Annotated in this window: 19 protein-coding genes; 1 reads left to right on the forward strand and 18 read right to left on the reverse strand. The window is 56.0% G+C overall.

Going from position 1 to position 23,564, the window contains the following annotated elements; genetic code table 11:
• Positions 1 to 471 (forward strand): integrase core domain-containing protein (locus tag KUV72_RS06400; RefSeq protein ID WP_222237813.1); only part of this gene is annotated, 471 nt, incomplete at its 5' end.
• A gap of 231 nt (positions 472 to 702) precedes the next feature.
• Here KUV72_RS06400 and KUV72_RS06405 read toward each other — a convergent pair.
• The 18 genes from KUV72_RS06405 to arsC all read right to left on the reverse strand — a co-directional run bounded on the left by KUV72_RS06405 (position 703) and on the right by arsC (position 23,549).
• The gene (locus tag KUV72_RS06405; RefSeq protein ID WP_222237814.1) at positions 703 to 3,048 is read right to left on the reverse strand and encodes a hypothetical protein; all 2,346 of its coding nucleotides are present in this window, start codon (positions 3,046 to 3,048) and stop codon (positions 703 to 705) included.
• Between the two features lie 21 nt (positions 3,049 to 3,069).
• Positions 3,070 to 5,958: a glycosyltransferase gene (locus tag KUV72_RS06410; RefSeq protein WP_222237815.1), complete on the reverse strand. Its 2,889-nt coding sequence runs from the start codon at positions 5,956 to 5,958 to the stop codon at positions 3,070 to 3,072.
• A gap of 81 nt (positions 5,959 to 6,039) precedes the next feature.
• Complete coding sequence (wecC, locus tag KUV72_RS06415; RefSeq protein ID WP_222237816.1) at positions 6,040 to 7,320, reverse strand: UDP-N-acetyl-D-mannosamine dehydrogenase; 1,281 nt, start codon at positions 7,318 to 7,320, stop codon at positions 6,040 to 6,042.
• Between the two features lie 145 nt (positions 7,321 to 7,465).
• Positions 7,466 to 8,596: a non-hydrolyzing UDP-N-acetylglucosamine 2-epimerase gene (wecB, locus tag KUV72_RS06420; protein ID WP_222237817.1), complete on the reverse strand. Its 1,131-nt coding sequence runs from the start codon at positions 8,594 to 8,596 to the stop codon at positions 7,466 to 7,468.
• A gap of 181 nt (positions 8,597 to 8,777) precedes the next feature.
• The gene (locus KUV72_RS06425; RefSeq protein ID WP_222237818.1) at positions 8,778 to 9,272 is read right to left on the reverse strand and encodes a hypothetical protein; all 495 of its coding nucleotides are present in this window, start codon (positions 9,270 to 9,272) and stop codon (positions 8,778 to 8,780) included.
• Positions 9,273 to 9,275: 3 nt separating this feature from the next.
• Complete coding sequence (locus KUV72_RS06430) at positions 9,276 to 11,063, reverse strand: class I SAM-dependent methyltransferase (RefSeq protein ID WP_222237819.1); 1,788 nt, start codon at positions 11,061 to 11,063, stop codon at positions 9,276 to 9,278.
• Positions 11,060 to 11,656 carry a dTDP-4-dehydrorhamnose 3,5-epimerase gene (gene rfbC, locus KUV72_RS06435; RefSeq protein ID WP_222237820.1) on the reverse strand — a complete coding sequence of 199 codons (597 nt, stop codon included), beginning with the start codon at positions 11,654 to 11,656 and terminating at the stop codon, positions 11,060 to 11,062. The genes KUV72_RS06430 and rfbC overlap by 4 nt, the downstream gene beginning before the upstream one ends.
• Entirely contained in the window at positions 11,653 to 12,543 is an 891-nt protein-coding gene (gene rfbA, locus KUV72_RS06440) for a glucose-1-phosphate thymidylyltransferase RfbA (RefSeq protein WP_222237821.1), read from the reverse strand. The genes rfbC and rfbA overlap by 4 nt, the downstream gene beginning before the upstream one ends.
• Positions 12,544 to 12,594: 51 nt before the next feature.
• The gene (gene rfbD / locus KUV72_RS06445) at positions 12,595 to 13,521 is read right to left on the reverse strand and encodes a dTDP-4-dehydrorhamnose reductase (protein WP_222237822.1); all 927 of its coding nucleotides are present in this window, start codon (positions 13,519 to 13,521) and stop codon (positions 12,595 to 12,597) included.
• A complete protein-coding gene (locus KUV72_RS06450; protein ID WP_222237823.1) occupies positions 13,511 to 14,749 on the reverse strand; it encodes a dTDP-glucose 4,6-dehydratase in 1,239 nt (412 codons plus the stop codon). Before KUV72_RS06450 ends, rfbD begins: the two co-directional genes overlap by 11 nt.
• Before the next feature lie 9 nt (positions 14,750 to 14,758).
• Positions 14,759 to 15,892 carry a chain-length determining protein gene (locus tag KUV72_RS06455; RefSeq protein WP_261317381.1) on the reverse strand — a complete coding sequence of 378 codons (1,134 nt, stop codon included), beginning with the start codon at positions 15,890 to 15,892 and terminating at the stop codon, positions 14,759 to 14,761.
• A 52-nt stretch (positions 15,893 to 15,944) separates the two neighbouring features.
• Positions 15,945 to 16,628, reverse strand: a complete 684-nt coding sequence (locus tag KUV72_RS06460) for an ABC transporter ATP-binding protein (protein ID WP_222237824.1) — start codon at positions 16,626 to 16,628, stop codon at positions 15,945 to 15,947.
• Entirely contained in the window at positions 16,625 to 17,362 is a 738-nt protein-coding gene (locus tag KUV72_RS06465; RefSeq protein ID WP_261317414.1) for an ABC transporter permease, read from the reverse strand. Before KUV72_RS06465 ends, KUV72_RS06460 begins: the two co-directional genes overlap by 4 nt.
• 101 nt (positions 17,363 to 17,463) lie before the next feature.
• Positions 17,464 to 19,185 carry a polysaccharide biosynthesis/export family protein gene (locus tag KUV72_RS06470; RefSeq protein ID WP_222237826.1) on the reverse strand — a complete coding sequence of 574 codons (1,722 nt, stop codon included), beginning with the start codon at positions 19,183 to 19,185 and terminating at the stop codon, positions 17,464 to 17,466.
• On the reverse strand, positions 19,182 to 19,595 hold the full coding sequence (locus tag KUV72_RS06475) for a DVU3141 family protein (RefSeq protein ID WP_222237827.1): 414 nt from the start codon (positions 19,593 to 19,595) through the stop codon (positions 19,182 to 19,184). The genes KUV72_RS06470 and KUV72_RS06475 overlap by 4 nt, the downstream gene beginning before the upstream one ends.
• A 1,488-nt stretch (positions 19,596 to 21,083) precedes the next feature.
• The gene (locus tag KUV72_RS06480; RefSeq protein WP_222237828.1) at positions 21,084 to 22,388 is read right to left on the reverse strand and encodes an arsenic transporter; all 1,305 of its coding nucleotides are present in this window, start codon (positions 22,386 to 22,388) and stop codon (positions 21,084 to 21,086) included.
• 13 nt (positions 22,389 to 22,401) lie between these two features.
• On the reverse strand, positions 22,402 to 23,130 hold the full coding sequence (gene arsH / locus KUV72_RS06485; RefSeq protein ID WP_222162361.1) for an arsenical resistance protein ArsH: 729 nt from the start codon (positions 23,128 to 23,130) through the stop codon (positions 22,402 to 22,404).
• Positions 23,127 to 23,549, reverse strand: coding sequence for an arsenate reductase (glutaredoxin) (arsC, locus tag KUV72_RS06490; RefSeq protein WP_206941850.1), 423 nt, complete (start codon positions 23,547 to 23,549; stop codon positions 23,127 to 23,129). The genes arsH and arsC overlap by 4 nt, the downstream gene beginning before the upstream one ends.
• Positions 23,550 to 23,564 lie beyond the last annotated feature (15 nt).

The raw sequence follows: 23,564 nt of genomic DNA on the forward strand, positions 1-23,564 counted from the left end.
ACCCATGTGTGGTGCGGTAAGGATCGGCGGGCCAGCCTGGCGGTGATCATCGACTGTTGCACCCGAGAGATCCTTGGTTGGCGATTGTCGGACAACGGCAGCAGCAAGACGGCTGAAGCCGCGCTGGAAGAGGCTCTGGTACATCGATTCGGCGCACTGGGTCGGATTCATCAACCGCTGGCCCTTCGCTCTGACAACGGCCTCGTCTTCAGCAGTCGGCACTATACGGCGACAGTGAAGGCCTACGGGCTCACACAGGAATTCACGACGCCCTACACCCCGGAGCAAAACGGCCTGGTTGAGCGCTTCTTCCGGTCCCTGAAGGAAGAATGCATCTGGCAGCACCGGTTCGAGTCGCTGGGCCAGGCCCGAGCGGTAATCAGCCGCTGGATCCGGTACTACAACGAAGAGCGGCCACATCAGTCTCTAGGCTATGTGGCACCCCGAGCACACCCGGCGTTAGCGGCGTAGGGTGTGCAGAAACCAGGGGGGGCATTACATTTTTTTTCATAACTTGTAGAGATCGAGCTAATAGATCACATTTGGCCTCGAAGTACTCCGGAGCCATCTTCTCGATTGTATTTCGCCAGCGATACTGATTGTAGTCTCGTTAAAAATATTCAAACACCACACGCTTCATGCTCTCTTTAGCCTCAGATTATTCGTCATGACCCACGTCAATGTAGAGGCTGTAGAGGTGACTTAATTTTCGAAAACAGATCGTCTCAAATGCGTATACCATTTGGATCCACTGCTCAACGCAACATCTAAGGTTTCTGGCCAAAAGCCTTCCACTAAATCATAAAAAAGTTTTGCCGAAACCCTATCTTCCATAGAGATACTAAGAGCTGCATTAAGTATCTTCCTATTATTAAAAAGCATAACTGTTTCATGAATAGGCCTTTCTCTTTTTGCAACATTAGCAACAAAAACCCCCATACGATGCTCCCAATAGAAAAGATCGCTATAATGGTACCCTTTTCCCGCTGTTTTATGGAACTGTATGTCTCTCAAGAAAGAATCGAATACAGGCGTTAATTCATCGCGAGAGCCAGATCTAAAAAGTGATGAAATTTTTCTAGAGGTATATGCATTTTTATGATTCGCTATGTTAGAAAGGTAATAACCGCGCGCAATCTCCATTAAGTTGCTTCTTATGTGAACCCTATCTTCATCACATCCAAAAAAATTTATGTAAGATTGAATTAAATCGGCATTAGCCGTGTTACCTGGAGAATTTATTTCAAGCTGTTGATACAGTTGAGAAGATACTTTATCTCCAGCTTTTACTTTTATCTCCGAGTGTTTCAAACCAAAAACATTCGATAACTCTCGTGCAATTTCCAAGTCTCTTTTTAGATACCTATTTCCTCTAATTGAATACGTAAAATACGTTATTTTATCTTTAAAACGTCTGCTAGCTGAAAGACTAACTCTAGAGTCTAAGCCACCAGAAATAGACATGGTTAGTTTGTATCTCGATGAAAAATTCAACAACTGGTTTTCAATCGCATGCTTTATGAAATTCAAAGTACTTTCTACAGACTCATCTGCAACTAATTTATTTCTAGGAAAGTACCTTATTGGGTTTCTTTCAAAGGAAGATAAATACGTATTTGGCGTTAATTGAAAAACAGAATTAAATTCCGTAAGATTACCTGGGTAATACTTACCTCCAGCTGAAAAAACAGGGTGGTTAATCCAATATCTTTGAAAGTCCGAAGTAATAGTTCCTATTACTTTAGAAACCAAATATGCGTGAGAAGAGACACAAAATTTCGAGTTTTTATCGCTATAAAAAATCCCATATGTACCACACGCATCTGTAAAAGCATACGAAATATTGCTGGAATCAAAGACCAATACGACAAAAGACCCTGCCAAGAAGTCTAGAGCTTCATAGAACTGTGTTTTCCCCTTCTTCCAGCTTACTTGTAGAAAGTCTGCCACATCTGACTCATTCATCTCTGGTTTATCTATGTGTGTAGCGACTCCTATGATAATCAAGTCAACTTCTGCGCTTTTACATAAATAGTACCGGAGGCCTTCAGAATAATAGAAAAGAAAACCTCGGCATTCTTCTAAATTATAATTATCTTTCAGCCAGGACGCGACTGATACATTTTTTTTTGTTACAAAAAAGGATTTTTTTAATATTGAGTACTCGTTTTCTTCCCTCCAAGCCCTTTGTAGTGTTTTTTTTGTCGGAGTCCTAGAAATTTCTACGCTTTTATTTACTATTTCCTCAACCATGGACATTGGCTCCGGGCCATGACCATTTTCAGCTGAATATAGCCATGTATAAATTCGACCGTTTTCGCTTTCTCCTCCAAGTAACTCCCCCCCATTGACATCACAGAAATGAGAATAATGACTTTCTAGGTGAGAATAATCTTTAATATTTTGCACTAACAAACATTTATTGTTTTTTCCTGTCGAAAACTGAATCGCAGCATCCATTCTCTCTTTTTCGTCATGATGCAATTCCGTATCACTCTCAACTCCGAGAGAAGCTGACAAAAACTTATTATAGAAAGCCTCAGGGTAATTTTTTAGCACTACCTGGGGATTAATTGCTACAGCCGTAGCCCCTTCAATCAATGATGAGATCGTTATCGCAGCAAAACCACCAGCGGACGAACCGTAAAAAATAATATTCGAAGCATCTACTTCAAAAAATGCAGCCAGTTCTAAAACGACCTCAGCTATTAAACTCGAGAAATTATTTTTTCGATCCCCAAAGTACCAACCTATTCTTAACCTTTTATTATTAAAATACAATGAAGGATCTGAAATATTTACTACTATCCCAGGGAACTTTTCACGCCATTTCCATCTGTCAAACTTAGGCAAGGGGTGTCGATTGGGATCGCGCGCTCCAGAGAAAAGAACAAAAATCCTGTCTGGGTTTCTCAAAGACGTGTTCTGGATAAGAGTTTCTATTTTAGTATTATGTTTATAGATATTATATCTTCCATCCCCCTTATAGGACGATGAAAACACGTCCATATTTTCTATTTCTATAATGTTTGACAGAAGGTCATTCACTTCTCTTCTCCAGCTTCAGTCCTATTGAAAATAGACATCTTTCATTATTTTACTTTCAAAAGTATTAGCAATTTTTTGCCAATTCCTATTGCTTACCACCCAATCTCTAGCGTTTTGACCAAGCAATTTTCTCTTCTCTTCACTTTTTATTAATGTCGATAGAGAAAAATATAAATGTTCTATTGAACCTTTCTGAAAAATCACTCCCGTTACATCCTCAATAACCATCTCAGATAAAGCCTTCACACTTGAAACAATAACTGCTTTTTCCATAGCCAATGCTTCAAGAGGTTTCATCGGAGAAACCATTTCACATACTGGCCATGCTTTTCTCGGGAAAGGTGCTATATCAACAATAGAATAATATTTTTCTGCTATAGAGTGTGAAACTCTTCCTGTTATTAATATTTTCTTACTTATGCTACTTCCGCTAGCCTTTTGACAGATTTTTTCAAAATAGGGACCATCTCCAACGAGAAGTAACCTAAAATCCATGTGAGGATCTCTTTCAAACAATAAACTACATGCATCGATTAAATCATCCAACCCCTCGTAATCTTGGAAAGATCCTATATAACCAATCACCGGCGTATCTTTAGGTATCCCTAACTCATCTAGAAGAGATCGCGATTTTTTTTGAGGTAAAAACTTATCAGGATTCGTACTGTTCGGCAAGATTTCGATTTTATGGCTTTCAACTCCCCGTGAGATTAGCTCTTCTTTCATAGCCTCAGTCAAAGTAAAAACCACATCAGATTTCTTCGCTGTCATCGTCTCGAGGTGCCGCATTTTCTCCGTTTCATATTTTCGCTGTAGTGCTGTACTACGAGACTCATGAACTACTTCCCATAGACCAGAAATTTCATAAATGAAAGGGATGTTTTTCTTCTTAGCAGCGATAAGAGCAGGAAATGCTATTTGGTAAGTAGATCGTCCATGTACATATCCAGGGTTTTCCTTATCAAGGATATCGCTAAACACATCTAAACATTCCCTCATGTAACTTCCTTCGTTTTTTAATCTTACAGCGCTGCACGAAGTTTTACTATAAACCACGCGATCTACTTTTACCGATTCAGGTTCTTGTGTCAGACCCTTCTTGACGTCATAAGGAAAGTTCGGACGAGTATATGCTTTAACGTCGAGACCTCTATCAAGGAGTGATCTTGCCAGTCCCTGTGCTCTAGTCGCATACCCGCCAGAAAAATATGGCAGCGAACTATGTAAAAAATAAATAGATTTTTTTGAAAGAGGAGCTTTCTTTTCTTTCACACCGATGTAAAAACAATCAAAGTACTCATCAAATAACGAGAGATATCCCTTACTTTTTTCTTTAAAAACATCAAGTTCTTTTCCTATATCTCCATAGTTATTACATCTATCTATAAGCGTGTTATACTTCTGGGCATAAAAGAGAGACTTTATATAACTCTTAAATGAATACCAGCTTCCTGTTATGTGATATAGCTTTTTGGATATAGCAAGAGCTTTGCTTATTTCCCCTCTTGAGCGCAAGTCCTCTATGTAAGCTCTCAACTCTTTTTCTTTTTTAGAACAGACTTTTTCTTTACTTATGGAATCATACTCAGCCAAAAACTCGCTTTTTTCAAGAGGACTTTTAATTATTTGCTCAACTATTGGAACAACTTTATGAACAATTCCCAATATCTCTGACTTGTCATCGTTATATTTCCCACACTCGGTATAAGGTAAAACTTTCCTCAGAGCACTAGCCAATGATTCACTTTTGTAGAAAAAAACACTATCCAGACAATCCCCAACTGCATCTTCACAATAAGCCGGAAGCAAAGTTGGGATGTTTTGCGAAACAGCTTCCAAGAACTTTGTTGGCTGTACTAGACGACATACAGGATGGTTATTCCTAGGAATTACTAGAATGTCCAGCACAGAATAATACTTTATTATTTCTGAATGAGGTACTCTATGAATCGAGATCAACCACTCTGAAAAATTAGGAAAGTTCCCTATAGTTGCTAACCCAGTATTACCACTGACCAAGGACGTCTCACTACCTATCAGTAATAGTTTAAGCCTTATCCCTTGGGCGACTAACTGGCCACAAGCTTCTATCAAATCGTCGAGCCCTTCGTACGAGTTGAAAGTGCCAAAGTAACCAACCACTTTTTCATCCTCTTTGATACCTAATTTTCTCTTAAGGAAGGCATCTGGATGCATGAGCTTTGGATTTAAATCAACTCCTATAGGTACAATATCGATACACTCGTTTGAAACCCCACGCCTAGTCAACTCGCCCTTCATGGACTGGTTCAGGGTAAAGACCTTCTCGGCCTGCTTGGCGACGAAGGCGTCTCTGGTCGCCTCCTTCCTGCCCGCGGCGCTATCAGCGTAGCCAGGCTCCCGGGCGTCACGAGACAGCTCCCAGAAACCACGCACTTCGTTGTAGAACGGCAGGCCCAGGCGCCTGGCGGCGATCCAGGCGGGTAGGCCGACGATGTAGTTGCTCGCCGCCAGCACGACCGAAGGTCGATAGACGCGAAAAAGCTCGATAAACCGAGCCACCGAGGCTTCCAGGTGCTGCTTTTCGTCGCCTGGCTCCCCCCCAGCTATGCCTCCTGGCCCTCCGACGTTTGTTTCACTACCAGGCCAAGCGCTATGAATGTAGCGAACGCCGCCGATATTCGTCTCGGGCGCTATCTCACCCCGCCAGCCTTCCAGCTCCCAGGGACGACCAGGGCGAACAAAGCAAAGGGTCTCGAGGCCATGCTCATTCAAGGCCCTGGCGATGCCCTGGGTACGAATGGCATAGCCGTTGCTGGCGTAGCTTTGCCCGTGGCTGACCACATAGGCAACGCGCCCCTTGATGGGCGCGATCAGAGGAGTCGCCGGCTGTGCAGCAAGTTGGCTAGCGTGGTAGAGCAGTTCATCCATGGCGCGGGGGTACCGATATGTAAAAGATCAGGGGGGTAGCAGAGGGCTGGGGCAATGGGGGTGAAGGGCTACGACGGAGACCTAGGCGAGCAGTCCGACGGCGTCGATCACCTGCTCCTTCTGGAGCAGCACCTCTCTCTGCCGCACAAAAGGCTTGTGCTTGACCAGCACGCAGACCACGTCGGCCTGGGTCACCGCTTCCTCGAGGCTGACCAGCTCTACATTGGCGATACGCAGGCTATTGGGCAGTTCCGCCACATTGGGCTCCACCACCATGGTGCGACAGCCAAGCTCGGCGATATCCTCGGCGATCCCCAGGGCGGGGCTTTCGCGCAGGTCATCGATGTCCGGCTTAAAGGCAATACCCAAGCAGGCCACGGTCAAGTCCCTGCGTGTCGAGCCTGGCTGCTGCTGGTGCAGGTTTTCCAGTGCGGCCTTTACCTGACCCAGGACCCACTTGGGTTTGTTGTCGTTGACCTCTCTAGCAGTGCGAATCAGCCGTGCCTGTTCGGGGCAGGCACCGACGATAAACCAGGGGTCGACGGCAATGCAGTGGCCACCCACGCCGGCACCGGGCGAGAGGATATTGACGCGGGGGTGGCGGTTGGCCAGCGCGATCAGCTCCCACACATTGATGTCCAGCTCGTGGGCAATGGTAGACAGCTCATTGGCAAAGGCGATGTTCACATCGCGGAAGCTGTTTTCGGTCAGCTTGGCCATCTCGGCGGTGCGGGCCGTGGTGGGCACGCACTCCCCTTCCACTACGATCTCGTAAAGCGCACAGGCGACTTCGGCACACCTGGGCGTCATGCCCCCGATGACCCGGTCATTCTCCACCAGTTCACGCACCACGTGACCTGGCAGCACCCGCTCCGGGCAGTGGGCGATACGGATGTCCGAAGCCTCGCCATGGGTCTGTGGGAAGGTCAGATCCGGGCGCGCCTCCGCCAGCCACTCAGCCATCTGCTCGGTGGCACCGACGGGGCTGGTCGACTCCAGCACCACCAGGTTCCCGGGCTCCAGCACTCGGGCGATGGACTGACTCGCCGCCTTGATGTACTTGAGATCGGCCTGGTGGTTCTGGCCCTTGTCATCGGTATAGAACGGCGTCGGCACCGCCACCATAAAGGCATCGGCAGGTTCAGGCCGGGTCGTGGCACGCAGGTAGCCTTCGTTTACCGCCGCGTGCACCACCATATCGAGCTCAGGCTCAACGATATGAATTTCACCACGATTGATGGTATCGACGGCATTCTGGTCGATATCGACACCGATAACCTTCTTGCGGCGCGAAGCGAAGACGGCCGCGGTGGGCAGGCCAATGTAACCAAGCCCGATCATTGATATCGTATTGAATTCCATTCTGACGTTCCTTTAATAACAGTCTTGTGCCCACAAAAACACCCGAGCGAGGTCGGGCGTGGTGGCCATAGGTGGGTCAATAGGGGGTAAAGAGGGGGTAAAGAGGGGAAAAGTCGCTAGAAGCCGTTCAGCCGTCATGCGTGCTTCAGGCGTGCGCCTCGCTCTTGGCGACCAGCGCGTCCATGATGCGCTCGCAGGCCCAGCCATCGCCGTAAGGGTTGTGGGCATAGCTCATCGCCCGATAGGCGTCGGCGTCTTCAAGCAGAGTCGCAATCTCGCTGGTGATGACCTCTACATCGGTGCCCACCAGCTTGACGGTGCCTGCCGCTACCGCCTCGGGGCGCTCGGTGGTGTTGCGCATTACCAGTACCGGCTTGCCCAATGACGGGGCCTCTTCCTGAATACCGCCGGAATCGGTAAGGATGATGTGGGCCCGGTTCATCAGGTACACGAACGGTAGGTAGTCCTGAGGCTCGATCAGATGGATATTGTCGATGCCCTTCAGCAGGCGGTTCACCGGCTCGCGAACGTTGGGGTTCAGGTGCACCGGGTAGACGACCTGCACGTCGGGATGGCGAGTCGCAATCTTGGCCAGCGCCTGGCAGATCCGCTCGAATCCGCCGCCAAAGCTCTCGCGACGGTGACCGGTCACCAGCACCAGCCGCTTGTCATCATCCAGGAAGTCGAACTTGCTCGCGTAGGTCTGCGCCAGGGGCCCGGTTTCCAGCTTCTTCACCACCTGGAACAGCGCATCCACCACGGTATTGCCGGTCACGTGAATATGCTCCGGTGCCACGCCTTCGCGCAGCAGGTTGTCTCTCGAGGTGGTGGTCGGGGCGAAGTGCCTTGCCGCCAGCGCCCCGGTAAGTTTGCGATTACCTTCCTCGGGCCAAGGCGAGTAGAGATTACCGGTTCGCAGGCCGGCTTCCACGTGCCCCACCGGAATCTGCTGATAGTAGGCGGCGAGGCTAGTGGCGAAGGTCGTCGCGGTATCCCCATGTACCAGCACCATGTCAGGCGCGAACTCGCTCAGCACATCCTTGAGTCCCTGAAGAATGCCGCAGGTAATATCGTTTAGGTCCTGTCCGGGCTTCATCAGGTTCAAATCGTAGTCCGGCACCAGCTCGAACAACTCCAACACCTGGTCGAGCATCTCGCGGTGCTGGGCAGTCACACAGACCCTGGCGTCGAAGCGCTCGTCCGCGGCGAGCTTGAGGGCGAGAGGCGCCATCTTGATGGCTTCGGGGCGGGTGCCGAATACGGTAAGTACTTTCATGGGAGTCCTTGCGCTAGGCGCTGCAGAGCCCGACCCGGACTTGCGCCTGGGCCGCTATTTTCATGAGGATTTAGGGGGAAATGCGGGAAAAATGCAGAGAGCAGGAACCGCAAGTGGCAGAGGGACAGGCGCAGCAATAGGCAGAATCAGCGCCTACTACTTGTACCAACCTGACGCTAACTCACTTCCTGCTGCGCTGCTGGACCTGCCATTCCAGCTCCTGGCAGCGCACAAAGTAATGCTCCAGAAGCTTCTGGGTATGCTCGAGCTGAAGCGCCGTCCGGGCTTCCTCGGAAGCGGGCAGCTCGCCTTCTGGTAGGTGGAGCGCGGGCAGTGTAGCGCCTTGTGGCCCTGGCGAGCCGGCCGTCCAGCCGTCTGCTAGCTCGAGTACCGGTGCCCTTTCCACCACGGGCGCCGTACGACCTTCCTGTTCACCGCGCAGCAGGTAGTGCACCAGCGGGTTGACATTGCTGCGCGCGATATCCTGATACTTATCGCGATAGCCACGGGTATGGAAGTGACGCGAAGGATTGCGCCCTAGGCGCCAGCCAAGCCTGGCGAAGTGCTTGGCAGCCGGCATGCCGGCCTTAGCGACATCCGGGTAGGTCTCCAGATACCACTGTTCGTCGAAGAGCGACGAATTCTCGATTAACTCGATCTGCTGTTGGAGTTCCATGAATTATCCTTGCTGAGCAGACGGCATCGGCAGTCGCTGTTCCTGCCGGCCAAATCTCAGGTAGTGCACGAGGGGGTTGATATTGGAGTCCACGACATCCGGGTACTCGTTCAAGTACCACTGAGTGTCGAAACGCTCGCTGGGGGAGCGACCTTCCTGCCCGCCGAAACGCACAAAGTGCTCGATCGCCGGGATACCGCTGTCCTTGACATCGGGGTTCTGGGCCAGATACCACTGGCTGTCGAAAAGACCTGAGGCCTTGACCAGTTTCAGGTCCTCCTTCAACTGACGCGCCTTGGCACCGCGAGACTTGCCCGACAACGGAGGAAACGCCGGGAACGCCGAACGAAAGCCACGAGGCTCCTGGGCAGGCTTGGGTTCCGGTGAGCCAGCGTTCTGCTCTTCCAGCATGCGCGTCAGTTCCGCCAGTTCTTCGAACCTGTCGTCGAGCTGCTGCTGCAGCGCTTGATGGCTGCGCTCGACGAGTCGCTTTTCGCTCTCCAGCTTTAGATTGCGCTCCCTGGCTTGAGCGCAGTCGCTCTGCGCTCCGGCAAGCCGCTCTTCAAGCTCGGTGACACGCTGGCGCGCCTGGGCAAGCTGCGACTGGTGCTGCTTGTCGTGCTCCTTGCCCTGGGCCTTGAGCGCGGTGAACTCTCGGTCCTTGGCCTCCAGCTCCTGCTTGAGCCGGCTATTGGTCGCTTCAAGCGCCTGCTTACCTTGCTCGGCGGTTTTTTGCTGGACCTGAAGCCGGATCAATTGCTCCTGCAGGTGGTCGGTCTGGGCGGCTTTCTGATTGGCTTTGGCGAGCTCTGCAGCCATCTGCTCGAGCCGCAATGTCATTTTGGCCAACTCGCGCTGCTTGTCTTCGCCTGCCCGCGCCTGCTCGTCGCGCTGAGCTTCTGCCTGCTCCATCAGCATGGTGAGCTGGCTAAGTTCGTCGAAGCGCTGCTCGCGATCGGCCTCCAGCGCCGCCTTTTCTTGCAACAGTAGGTCTCGTTCCTGGCACAGGGTCTCCACCGAGCGCTCGACTTCTCTTAGCCGCGCGCTGCTGGCGGCCCCGGTGCCTATCCCGCTGCCGTTGGTACCACAGCAGGCCAGCCCCAGGCGCTGAAACACCTGCTGAATCAGCCGGGTGCTCTGCTCTCTGGCCTTGAACTGACAAAGTCGCTGGATGGTCTCGCTGTGCTTGGTGCCGACCGCCACTAGACCGAGGCCCTGACCCTGGTCAAAGCGGAAGTTCGGGTACTGCTCGGCGAGTTCGCGAAACAGCGCCTCCCCCGGCTGATTGCGCCCGGCCTGGCTGATCACCACCAGGCCGTGGGACGACAGGCGGGCCTTCCACTGCTCCCACTCGCGGGCGACAAAACGCGCGACCCCAGGGGCGATATGCAGAAGATCGACACTGCCTTCCGCCACCGCAGCCAGCGCCTGTAACTGCGAGGCCTGTTCTATCGCCGCGAACTCCTGATACTGGGTCTCGGTGTATTCCAGCACCTCGAGCGCGGGTTCCGTGGCGCTGAACGCCAGACACTCGGCGAAGGGCACCAGGCGTTCCACCGCCTGACACCAGGCAAACCAGGAGGCACCATCATCGGTACCCAGTTCGACCACGCGCTGGGGCAGATGGGCCTCCACCAGCCAGAAGGCGGCCGGCAGGTGGACCTGCCAGGACGAATCACTGGTGAACTTGGGCCGCCAGAACATCGACTGCAGCGAGAGCTGCGGAATAAGGACTTGGGCGGGGGCCTGACTCGCGCCTTCGGCCGCGATATCCTGAACGTATTGGGTCATGAGTCTGTCTTTTCACTGAAGGTGGAAATGCTTGGCCCGATCTTGATGAGCGCGGCAAAGTCGCCAGCCTGCCGGTCCTTGTCGGACAACAGCGGCACGTCGCCCCATTGCCAGCTATCGCGCTGCCAGTCGATGGCGAGCAGGGGGTCGTCCCAGCGCAGCGACCGCTCGTGCTCGGGGGCATAGTAGTCGGTGGTCTTGTAGAGCACCTCGGCCACATCGCTCAGCACCAAAAAACCATGGGCGAAGCCTTTCGGTACCCATAGCTGGCGCTGGTTGTCCGCACTCAGGCGAACGCTGTGCCAGTGGCCGAAGGTGGCGGAGCCCGTCCGGATATCCACAGCCACATCCAAGATCTCCCCATGGATAACCCGCACCAATTTTCCCTGGGGCTGATGCACCTGATAGTGCAGGCCGCGCAGTACCCCCTGACGTGAGCGGGAATGGTTGTCCTGAACAAAGGTGGGCGTTGTGCCAGTGGCCGCCTCAAAGTCCCGCTGATTGAAGCTTTCCATGAAAAAGCCGCGCGCGTCACCGTGCACGGTGGGCGCCATCTCCAGAAGGTCTGGGATAGGCGTCTCGATTACCCTCATCCTGGTCCTCCCAAATGCGGTTGCAGCAGGCCGATCAGATACTCGCCGTAGGACGTCTTGCTCAACAGCTCCCCTCGCCTACGCAGGTCATTGCAGGTGATCCAGCCCTGACGCCAGGCGATCTCTTCCAGGCAGGCGATCTTCAGTCCCTGGCGATGCTCGATGGTCTGCACGTACTGGGCGGCTTCCAGCAGGCTTTCGTGGGTCCCCGTATCCAGCCAGGCGAAGCCCCGTCCCAGAGACTCGACCCTGAGGTCCCCTCGCTCAAGGTAGGCGTTGTTGATCGAGGTGATCTCCAGCTCGCCACGAGCGCTGGGCGTCACCGCTCGGGCGATCTCGACCACGTCGTTGTCATAAAAGTAGAGCCCGGTGACGGCGTAGTGGGACTTAGGTGTGGCCGGCTTCTCCTCAATAGAAAGCGCACGCCCCTTGGCGTCCATTTCCACCACACCGAAGCGATTGGGCTTTTTGACGTAGTAGCCAAAGATGGTAGCGCCGCTGGTGCGTTCGCTGGCCTTGCGAAGTTGGCCGGTAAAGTGCTGACCGTGAAAGATATTGTCACCCAGCACCAGACACACCGGGTCGTCACCGATAAAGGACTCCCCGATCAGAAAGGCCTGGGCCAGGCCATCGGGGCTAGGCTGAACGGCGTATTCCAGACGCAGGCCCAGCTCGCTGCCATCACCCAGCACCCGCTGGAACTGCGGTAGATCCTCGGGGGTGGTAATGATCAAGATCTCTCTGATACCCGCGAGCATCAGCACCGACAGTGGGTAGTACACCATCGGCTTGTCGTAAACCGGTAGCAACTGCTTAGAGACGCCGTGGGTCAGGGGAAACAGCCGGCTGCCCGTTCCCCCGGCCAAAACAATGCCTTTACGGCTCATGGGAGACGCTCCCTTTAGGACGAGTGACGGCGAATACAGGTGAAGGGCGATTCATGATGACCGATGCATGGTCTGCAGCGTCTGCTTGAGTAGCGCCTGCCAGGACGGCAGCACCACCTCGAAGGTGTTGGCGAAGCGTGACGTGTCCAGACGCGAGTTGAGAGGCCGCCGTGCGCTAGTGGGGTAGTCATCGCTGGCAATGGCTATGATGCGTTCCGGCGTTATGCGAAGCGCGTGGCCAAGCTCCGGCCCCTGGCGAAAGATCTCGCAGGCGACCCCATGCCAGCTGGTCGTGCCCTGGGGGGCAAGATGATAAAGCCCCGCCACGCTCGGGTCCTGCCGGTAGCGCTGCAGCGCCAGCGACGTGGCCTCGGCGATCATCCTGGCGGAGGTCGGGGCGCCCCATTGGTCGCTGACGACCCGCAGGCTGTCATGCTGGCTTGCGTGCGAGCTATCATGATCACTACCAAGGCGCAGCATGGTCTTTACGAAGTTACGCCCGCGCTCGCTGTAGACCCAACTGGTCCTGAAGGTAAGGTGATCACAGCCGCTATCGATGATCGCCTGGTCCCCCGCGAGCTTGCTGCGCCCGTAGGCCGACAGAGGGAGCACGACGTCGCTCTCCCGCCAGGGCGCATTTCCCTCGCCGCTGTAGACGTAGTCGCTGGAATAGTGAACCAGCAGGGCGCCCTGCGCTGCGCAGTAGTCAGCAAGCAGCGCTGGCAAACGAGCATTCAGCAAGAATGCCTGGGAGGAGTCCTGCTCGGCCTGGTCTACCGCGGTGTAGGCGGCTGCGTTGACAACCACGGCGGGAAGATGTTCGGCCAGCCAGGCCTCGACGCACTCAAGATCGCTCAGGTCGAGCCGGGTGCGGTCAGGCGCATGGCCATCACCCAGCCACCATAGCGTTCTGGCAAGCTCAAAGCCTACTTGGCCCGTCGCGCCCAGCAGCAGCCACGGTGAAGCACTAGCGACCATCGCAAGCCCCCTTCTTGAGCGAAGGGGAAAGAGACAACTCTTGCTGCCCACTGCCGTCCTGATAACTCCCATCCAGAATCACTTGCCACCACTGCGGTGACGCCAGGTACCAGCCCACTGTCTTCTCGAGACCGCGTTCAAAGGTGTGGCTAGGCGTCCAGCCAAGCTCGCGCTGAATCTTGCCGGCATCAATGGCGTAGCGCAGATCGTGGCCCGGACGGTCCTCCACGAATTCGATCAGCTCCTTGTGGGAGACGATTCCCTTCGGCCTGTCTGCGAGAGCACCATCCAGCAGTTCACAGATCGCCTCGACCACCGCCAGGTTGCGTTTTTCGTTATGGCCACCGATGTTATAGGTCTCGCCGGGAACGCCCTTTTCCAGCACCTGCAGCAAGGCACTCACGTGGTCCTCCACGTAAAGCCAGTCACGGGTCTGGCGGCCATCGCCATAGACCGGGATCGGCCTGCCCGACAAGGCATTGAGGATGGCCCTAGGTATTAGCTTTTCCGGGAACTGCCGCGGCCCGTAGTTATTGGAGCAGTTGGTCACCAGCACCGGCAGGCCATAGGTTCTCGCCCAGGCCCTGACCAGATGATCGGCGCCCGCCTTGCTGGCCGAATAGGGAGAGCTGGGCGCGTAGGGGGTGTCTTCGCGAAACAGGGCGTTGCTCTCGCCCGACTGTGCACCCGGCTTTTCACACGGGTCCGCTCCCATGTCTTGCCCCATGTCTTGCCCCAGATCACCAAACACCTCATCAGTGGAGACATGCACCAGCCGGAAGGCCTCCGCCCTGTCCGGGTGCTGTCGCTCAAGCCTCGCCCAGTGTTTCCGGCTGGCCTCAAGCAATTGCCAGGTACCGATCAGGTTGGTCTGCATGAACTCAGCGGAGCCATCGATGGAGCGATCGACATGGCTTTCCGCCGCCAGGTGAAAGACCACATCAGGGGAAAATTCGGTAAACACTGCCTCCAGCGACTTGGCATCACAGATGTCGACGCGACGAAAATGGTACCGCGGGTGGTCCGCTACCTCGGCCAGCGAATGCAGGTTACCGGCGTAGGTCAGCTTGTCGACGTTGATGACCCGGTAGTCCGTCTCAGCCAATAGCCGCAACACCAGGCAGGAGCCGATAAAGCCTGCGCCGCCGGTGACCACCACACTACCACCATCACCGGCGCGAAAGCCTGTCTGTTCGAGGCTACTCGTTGTCACCCATTCGCTGTGCATCGCCCGTCCTCAGTCCCGGTGGTCACGGATGATCAGCATCAGCATGCTGGCGATGAACGCTAGGAAGATCACGACGATGGCAAACACCGTAGCGTTGTAGAGTCGCTTGGGGCTGGTCGGGTACTCCGGAAATAGCGGGCTCTGCAGCACGCTGACCTGCTTCAACTTGCGCGCCGCCTCGATGCGCGTGCTTTCCAGTGCGGCCAGGGCGTTGGAATAGGTCTGCTGGGCGAACTCCGCCTTGAGCTCCAGGGTCTTGTACTCCGAGGCGGTACGGTTGAGCGCATCCCCGGTCGCCTGGGCAAGCCGCGAGCGTTCGCTATCGATCTGCTCGCGCAGAGCGGCTATCTCGCTTTCTACACGCACGACCTCGGCCGAGCTCGCACTGGAGAAGCTGCGCAGAGCATTTTTCTGGGCGCGAAGCCGTGCCAGTTCGCCTTCCAGGGTGGCGACCACCTGATTCAGACTTTCCATGGTGGCGGTGGGTGACACCAGACCGTGCTCGTTCTGGTAGGCCAGCAGGCCAGAGCGCGCCTCTTCCAGGCGCTCGTCGAGCCGTTCGAGCTGGGACTCCAGAAACTCGACCTGCTCGGTCGCCAGGCGCTGGCCCATCTCGTTCATGTGCTGCTCGCCGGCCTTCAGCAAAAGCGCGACCAGCTCGTTGGCAAACTCCGGCGTGTAGGCCTCCGCACGGACCTCCAGCACGCCGGCGTATTCGTCCATCTCTACGGAGACGCGTTTCAGGTAGTACTCGTGCAGTGTCTCGATCGGCGCTTCGGCGTTCCACAGCGAGGCGAAGACGTCGCCGTTCTCGCTGAAGTGGGTGCGAAAGTCCAGCTCATCCTGCACCTGCTTGAGCATATCAACGGATAGCAGATATTCGCGCAGCAGCAGCAGATCACTGTCGTTCTTGCTGCCGGTCAGTAGCGATGAAAAGGACAGCTCCGGCTGGGCGATCTGCGGGCTTTCCAGCACCACCGTGGCCCGCGAGACGTAGCGATCCTCGGCCCACACCAACCAGTAGAAGGACACCACAACGATCGAGATCAGGGCCAGGGCCCAGTGAGGATTGCGCTTGATAAAGCCGGTCATGAAGACATCATCCAGTACATCGATGACGGCGCCTCGAGAGGCCCGTGTCATCCTTGATGGTTTATAACGGTAGGAACAAACCTGAAGACAAACATCGCAGGCCTTATGCCTTGCGATCAGCAGCCGCCTTATCGGTCTCTTCGTGGTAGTGGCCAATGGCGTCATTGATATCGTCATACCAGATGGCCTCGCCATCCTTGAGGTAGACTCCGGACTGACACAGGTCCTTCAGGATCCCCTCGCTATGGGACACCATGACCAGGCTGGCCTCGCCTACCTTATCCTTGAACGCCTTGGTGGCCTTGGCCTTAAAGGCGCGATCTCCCACCGAGGTGGCCTCGTCGGATAGGTAGACGTCGAAGTCAAAGGCCAGTGAAAGCCCGAAGTTGAGACGAGAGCGCATGCCCGACGAATAGGTACGGATCGGCTCATCGAAGGCCTTGCCGATCTCGGCGAAGGCTTCGACCCGCGCAATGATCTCGTTAACGTCACGACCACCGCCGTGGACACGGGCCACGAACTTGACGTTCTGCCGCCCGGTCATGGAGCCCTGAAAGCCACCGCTCAGGCCGATAGGCCAGGACACGCTGGCCTGGCGAATGATCTCACCACGGTTCGGCGTATCCATTCCCGCAATCAATTTGAGCAGGGTCGACTTGCCCGCACCATTGCGCCCCAGCAGTCCGACGCTGGTACCACGGGGAATGACGAAGTTGATGTCCTTGAGCACCCAGGCACTGCGGCTGTGCTTCTGGTAACGCTTGTAGAGGTTGCGAACTTCGATCATTTGGCTTTCAACTTGTCACGAAAGCGAATCTGCAGGATCAGACCCAGCGAGATGGTGGCCAGGGTAAACAGCCAGAAGTACAGCATGCTGGTGCCATGGACCACCTTGTAGCCATCGAAGAAACCGTGGCGGATAAACTCGAGCCCGTGGACGATGGGGTTGAGCATCAGGTATTCGAGCAGCCAGTGGGGCAGATGATTCAGCGGCATGATGACGCCGGACAAGATCAGCAGCGGCAGGGTGATCATCCGCACGATGATGGCGACCTCCTTCACCAAGGTGCCGAGCACAGAGACAATCAACCCGACCCCAAGCCCCAGGCACCACAGTGACAACCAACCAGCCATGGCGTGAATGGCATCGTCCGGCGTCATATCGACGCCAAGCATCAAGGCGCCGACAATAAAGATCATAAAAATAAAGGTACGCAGCATCCCTTCAAGAAAGTTGCGCACCAGCACCGGGTCGATGGGCTGCACCTGACGATAGGCAAACAAGGCCTGGCTGGCATCGATGGCGCCTAGGGCCCTCATCATTCCCTCACGCACCAGGAAGAACCCCATTAGGCCGACCACCATCCACGGAATAAAGGGCGCCCCCACGATGAGTCGATCACCGCGGATAAAGCTGCGAATACCTACCATAATGAGAATGAACGCCATGGGCTCGGCGAGCATCCAGAACCAGCCCATGCGGTCGGCCATGGTGCGCGAGATGGCCTCGCGCATGAACATGGCGTACCACACGCTTCGGGTCACTGCCCAGGACGAACGCGGCTTGAACGCAGAGTGGCCGCCTCGCGGGCGGCCAGCTTGGGGTGAGTCAGACTGCGCCATTAGAGGTCCACTGCCACCTTGGTGGCGACGGCGATCTGGTAGAGGATCTGGGTCAAGCTGGTGGCCAATTGCAGATTCTTGGTCGGCACTTCCGGCATCACCAGGATCTCGTCACCTGGGCGCAGGGTCACGTCCTCGGCGTTACGCACCGCACCGTTCTGGCGCACCACCAGGATATGGTCGTCGTCGCCACGCTGGGTCAGGCCACCGGCGCCGTTGATGTAGTCCCACACGTCCTGGCCGGAGCGATACACCACCGCCTGAGGCACCACCACTTCGCCGCTGATCAGCACCGAATCGGTGACCTCCGGCAGGGTGATGACGTCACCGTCCTGCAGGCGAATGTCGCTGATGCCTGCATCGTGGGCCACCACCAGACGACCGCTGGGCTCCAGCGTCCGCGCACGCTCAACGAACTTCTGGATCAGCTCGGCCTCGCGCACGCGGATCTGCGCTTCCTCGTTGGTGGAAGAGGAGGCGCCTAAGTACGTGGTCTCGAGCCGACGCAGGCTTTCCTTAAGCGCGTCCTCTTGCTGGACGGCGACACTCTCGCGCTTGATCGAGACGCTCTCTTCGGCGGTCATGTCCGCCGGTACCGCGATGGCGTCGAGGAACTCGCCAAGGCGGGCGTTACGCGGCAGGGCGTAGCGCGAGGGACCGAAGAAGCTGCCTTCCAGCGAAACGACGATGGTCTCGGCGCGGCCATCGGCGCTGAACAGCACCTCGTCACCGCTGTGCACGTTGTAGCTGGCGAACTCGTCCAGTGACACGTAGGTGGCGAAGGGCCCGGACGGCCGGTCACCGCGCAGCAGCACGTGAGAGACACCGCTCTTGAGGCGTGCCAGGTCGACGATGTCGCGACCGCCCAGGCTGGTGCCCAGCAGTTCGTAGCGATACTCGCGCTCGACGTCACCGGTCACCGCGATGGCGGGGCCACGCTCCTCGACCACGACGGTGTCACCGTCGCGAAGCTGCGGACGCGGCAGATCCCCACGCAACAAGAAGTCGTAAAGATCGATATTGGCGATGGTGCGCCCCTGGCGCATCACGCGAATGCTGCGGTAGCTGCCCAGGGCGTTGTCGATGCCGCCAGCCTGATCGAGGAAGTAAAGCACCGAGTCCGAGGGCGTTCCGGCGAAGCGTCCCGGGTTCTCCACGTAACCGGTGACGAACACGCCCACCGGCTGCACCCCTTGCAGGTTGGTGTAGACCTGGACGTTTTCGGGGTAGACGCTCTGGATCGCCTGGCGCACGCGGCCGTCGAGCTGACCGTTGCTCAAACCTTGCACCGCCAGAGGCCCGATGGAGGGAATGAAGATGTTGCCCTGGGCGTCGACCGGCATGACCCGATCAAACTCGACCGCGCCCCAGGCACGCAAGGTGATCTGATCACCGGGCTTGATCCGGTAGTCGGCGTTCAGGCCGTCGGCCATCGTGCCGCGAAAACCGCCCTCGAACAGGTTGGCGCCAAACGGCGGCAGTGCTTCCATGTCGGCCTTGGGCGCGCGGGCCACCGGGCCGTAATTGTCGTTGGACCAGTCGGCGCGGGGGCTTGAGTCGATCTGCTCGGGCACCTGCTCGGCCTGCTGTGATTGCGGCAGCACCTCGCCCGGCTGGCTGATGCTCTGAGCCTGGGCGGACAGCGAAACAGCCGCGATGGGCAACGCCAGCAGCAGTGCCTTGAGGCCGGTGACTCGCGGACTCATCGGTTGAAGGCTCATAGACTTGGCTCCATACCGTTGTAAAGCGCCGTTACCCGACGATGGGAGACCCAGCCACTAGGTGTTTCACAGGCGACCACATCTTGCTGAGAAGCATTGGACTGGCGCTGCACTGTCAGGTGACGGCAGAGTCGACCACTGGCGGCCCGGTAGGGCGCATCGGCCATGACCTCGACGGCCCCACCCCAGGGGCTGGAGGCAAGATTGACGATCGCCCCGGCGGGCGCATTGGCGAGAAAGCCGTTGAGGCTGGCATCCAGTGAGGTGCCCTGGGGCTGACCGACGATGACCGAGCCACTCGGGTTGGTCGATGTTGCAGGCTGCATGACGCAGCCGCTGAGCAGCAACAGCGCCCCCATGGCACCCAGCCACGCAACGCGTGGCGTATGGCGTGTTGTTTCGTTTGACATGACGTGTCCTGATAGCACTTGCGATGCCCACGAGGGCGACAACGATAAATCTACAAACGGTGCACAAGACCAGCACCGTCTAACCTTATTCAGTGCGGTAGTGTCTCACAGAGCGGTATGAGAGAGGGGACCACGCAGCTAACGCCTACGGCTCAGGCCTCTGGGGACCCATGGAGTGGCTCTTACCAGAAAAAGCCTGACTTGACAGTAGAACCGGGCGCAACGCTGCGATACCGCTAACCCAAATCCAGTGACGCCGCACCCGCTTGAGCAAAATTTTGGCACGCTACCGCCCTGGGATTGATTCCGGGCAATTCCCTTGCCACTCCAGCCGTCACCCTGACAGCCCATTCAACGCTAGATAATCGATAAAAAATTCTGTTTCTTTCGCGGGCGCACAGTGTAATGTGTAGCAAATGAGGATTCCATACACTCCTTTATTAATTTTTATTTTTTCACAACAATTTTTCAGATCTTTTACAAAGATTTTCCATTGACAAGCTTTAACCATTAGCTCTTACTCGAAAGCGCACGGGAAGACAAAAAAATACATAAAAATCAATATTTTGATAAATACACAGCACCATAAAGCAAGCAACTCTTACGACTAGGCCTTGCAGGAAAAGTCAAGACTATCCCTAACCATCACCTGATCATTTTTATCAAACACTACGGAATCCGAGTCATTCCTTTCGTAACTCATGAAGAGATAACGTTGTATATGCACTTGCTTCGTAGAGGAGATATCGAGGACTAAAGGAAGTAAAGCCCCATCCCTTTTTTATATAAAAATTTCCAAATAAAAAAACACTCATCGATGATAAGACGCAACATGGAAAAATATTTTTACTTATAAATAAAGTTGAAAGCAATCAACACCCATACACATAAAACATTACAAAAAAAAGGCTTGAGGCCTCTCAAAAGAATAGCAGGAAGACGTATCCCTCTACGAAAGAATAACGATATGACATCCTGTAACTTAATGATTGTTTTGGCAAAATATTGCCTGCAGCGACTACCCCAGAAGTACTAGAAGAATGTGGCCAGAAGAAGGTAATACTTTTCGACCTAGGAGGTATCTACCAAAAGGCCGAAGACACCAGCCGTAAGAAATCAACGAGGCAGGGGCCAAGCGTAAGCCCGCCAGAGGAAAAACGCTGCTGAAGGCGACTGAAAGGCTAGCCTAGCTAGCGAATATTTTATTCACGGCTAATTTAGCGTATATCCGATCCGGACTTACCCGAACGGTACAGCAGCGAGCAGTATTTGGACACTGCGCTTCGATAATGCCTTCCTGCAGTGCGTCTTGAACATGGGATTAAGACATCACCTTGGAAGGCTACCTTTCAACGACAGTGTCGCTTGGGCATCGTCTGGCTAAAAACGGACGACGTTGATGTCGAACGCAAGAGATATCGGGCGATGCAGATGTTCGGTCGACTGCTGCCGGACTGGCCTGCAACGAGAGTCAGCCCGGTGGCGGCTTCACGGCGATACCACCGGCAACCACAGCCATAGCGCCAGCAGTGCCGCCAGCAGCACGGGCGGGGTCATGACGATGCCGACCTTCATGTACTGCCCCCAGCTGATATGGGTGCCCTTGTCGGCCAGTACGTGCAGCCACAGCAGCGTCGCCAGGCTACCGATGGGGGTGAACTTGGGTCCGAGATCGTTGCCGATCACATTGGCGTAGACCATCAGCTCCCGGGTCAGATCGCTGACCTGGGCCTGGTCGATGGCCAGCGCTCCAACCAGGGTGGACGGCATGTTGTTCATGACCGACGCCAGCAGCGCCGACGCCAAGCCGGTCCCCAGGGTGGCTACCAGGGTGCCCTGTTCACCCAGCCAGGTCAGCAGGGCGCTGGCATCTGCCGTCAGCCAGGCATTGCCGAGCCCGTAGACCACCAAGTACATGCCCACGGAGAACAGCACGATCTGCCAGGGCGCTCCCTTGAACACCTTGGGCAGGGAGATCACGCTACGCCCACCCTGGACCCAGCGCCCCGCCAGCGCCACCAGGATCAGCGCGGCGGATCCGGTCACCACCGCCACCGGCACGCCCAGCGGTGCGGTGACAAAGAAGGCCACCAGCAGCGCCGTCAGCACCGGAAAAGCGGCGCGAAACACCAGCGGGTCGCGAATCGCCTGACGCGGCTCTTCCAGCAAGGCCACGTCGTACTGCCCAGGAATGTCGCGACGAAACATCCAGCCCAGTACCACCAGGGTGGCCGCCAGCGACACCAGGTCCACCGGCACCATCACCATGGCGTAACGATTGAAGGAAATGTCGAAGTAGTTGGCGCTGACGATGTTGACCAGGTTGGAGATGATCAACGGCAGGCTGGTGGAGTCGGCAACAAAGCCCGTGGCGATGATGAAGGCCAATGACGCCTGGGGAGAAAACTTGAGGCGGACCAGAATGGCCATGACGATGGGCGTCAGTAGAAGCGCCGCACCATCGTTGGCAAAGAAGGCCGCGATGACCGCCCCCAGCAAGATAATCAGCGGAAACAGGCGACGGCCGTTGCCACCGCCCCAACGGGCCACGTGCAGCGCCGCCCAGGCAAAGAACCCGGCCTCATCCAGGATCAGCGAGATCAGGATCAGGGCGACAAAGGTGAAGGTCGCGTCCCACACGATATCCCATACCACCAGCACATCGGGCAGGTCGACGACGCCAGCCACCAGGGCAACCAGCGCGCCGCCGAGGGCGCTGGTACCGATGCCGAGCCCCTTCGGCTGCCAGATCACCAGCACCAGGGTCACCACAAAAATAGCAAAGGCCAACATGCTCGACTCCCTGTCAAAGACTGTCCTGATTGACCCGCGCCGACAGCGCTTCGGCGCTTTCCACTCGCTCGGAGTAGCGCTGGGTCAGGTAGCGCGCACGGTCGCGATTAAGCCAGGTGAACTTCACCAGCTCTTCGCAGACATCAACGATACGCAGATACAACGGTGACAGACGCATCCGGCCCGCCTCGTTGAATTCATTGAATGCCTTAGGCACCGAGGACTGATTAGGGATGGTCAGCATGCGCATCCAGCGCCCCAGAATGCGCATCTGGTTGACGCTATTGAAGCTCTGACTACCGCCACATACCTGCATCAACGCCAGGGTCTTGCCCTGGGTGGGACGTACCCCGCCCAGTGACAGCGGCAGCCAGTCGATCTGTGCCTTCATCACCGAGGTCATGGCGCCATGGCGTTCCGGACTGACCCACACCATGCCTTCGGCCCAGGTCGCTAGCTCACGCAGCTCGGCCACCTTGGGATGATCGGCCTCGGCGCCGTCAGGCAACGGCAGTCCTGCCGGGCAAAACGTGCGCACCTCTGCGCCGAAAGCCGTCAGCAGCCGCGCCGCCTCCTCGGCGACCAGGCGCGAGTAGGAGCGCTCGCGCAGCGAGCCGTACAGCACCAGAATGCGCGGGGCATGGCGCGGAGCATCGGCGGGTACCAGGGCATCTACATCGATGGCCTGGAAGTGCTCGGGATCAATGTTCGGCAGATCATGCAACAAGGATGCTGCGGTCATGAGTTGCCCTCCTTGAGGGTCACGATATCGCCATCTTCCTTGGTGAAGGTGCCACCCACCCGCGACAGCGGAGCCGCCAGCAGGTCTAGCACGCGCTCGGAGGGCCGGCACAAGGCGGTGCCCAGGTCGGTGACCACGATGGGCCGATTGATCAGGATGGGATGCGCCATCATGGCGTCGATCAACGCCTCGTCCGACAGGTGCGGCTGTTCAAGGCCCAGCTCTGCGTAGGGCGTCCCTTTCTGGCGCAGCAATGCCCTCGGCGTGATGCCCATGGCATCGATCAGCGCGACCAGGCGTTCACGGCTGGGCGGCGTCACCAGGTACTCGATGACCTCTGGGGTCTCGCCGGAGGCCTTGAGCATCGCCAGGGTATTACGTGAGGTACCGCAGGCTGGGTTGTGATAGATCAGGGTCATGGTCGGGGTCGCTCC

The sequence above is a fragment of the Halomonas sp. DP4Y7-1 genome, from assembly GCF_019800705.1.
GTDB classification, from domain to species: domain Bacteria; phylum Pseudomonadota; class Gammaproteobacteria; order Pseudomonadales; family Halomonadaceae; genus Halomonas; species Halomonas litopenaei_A.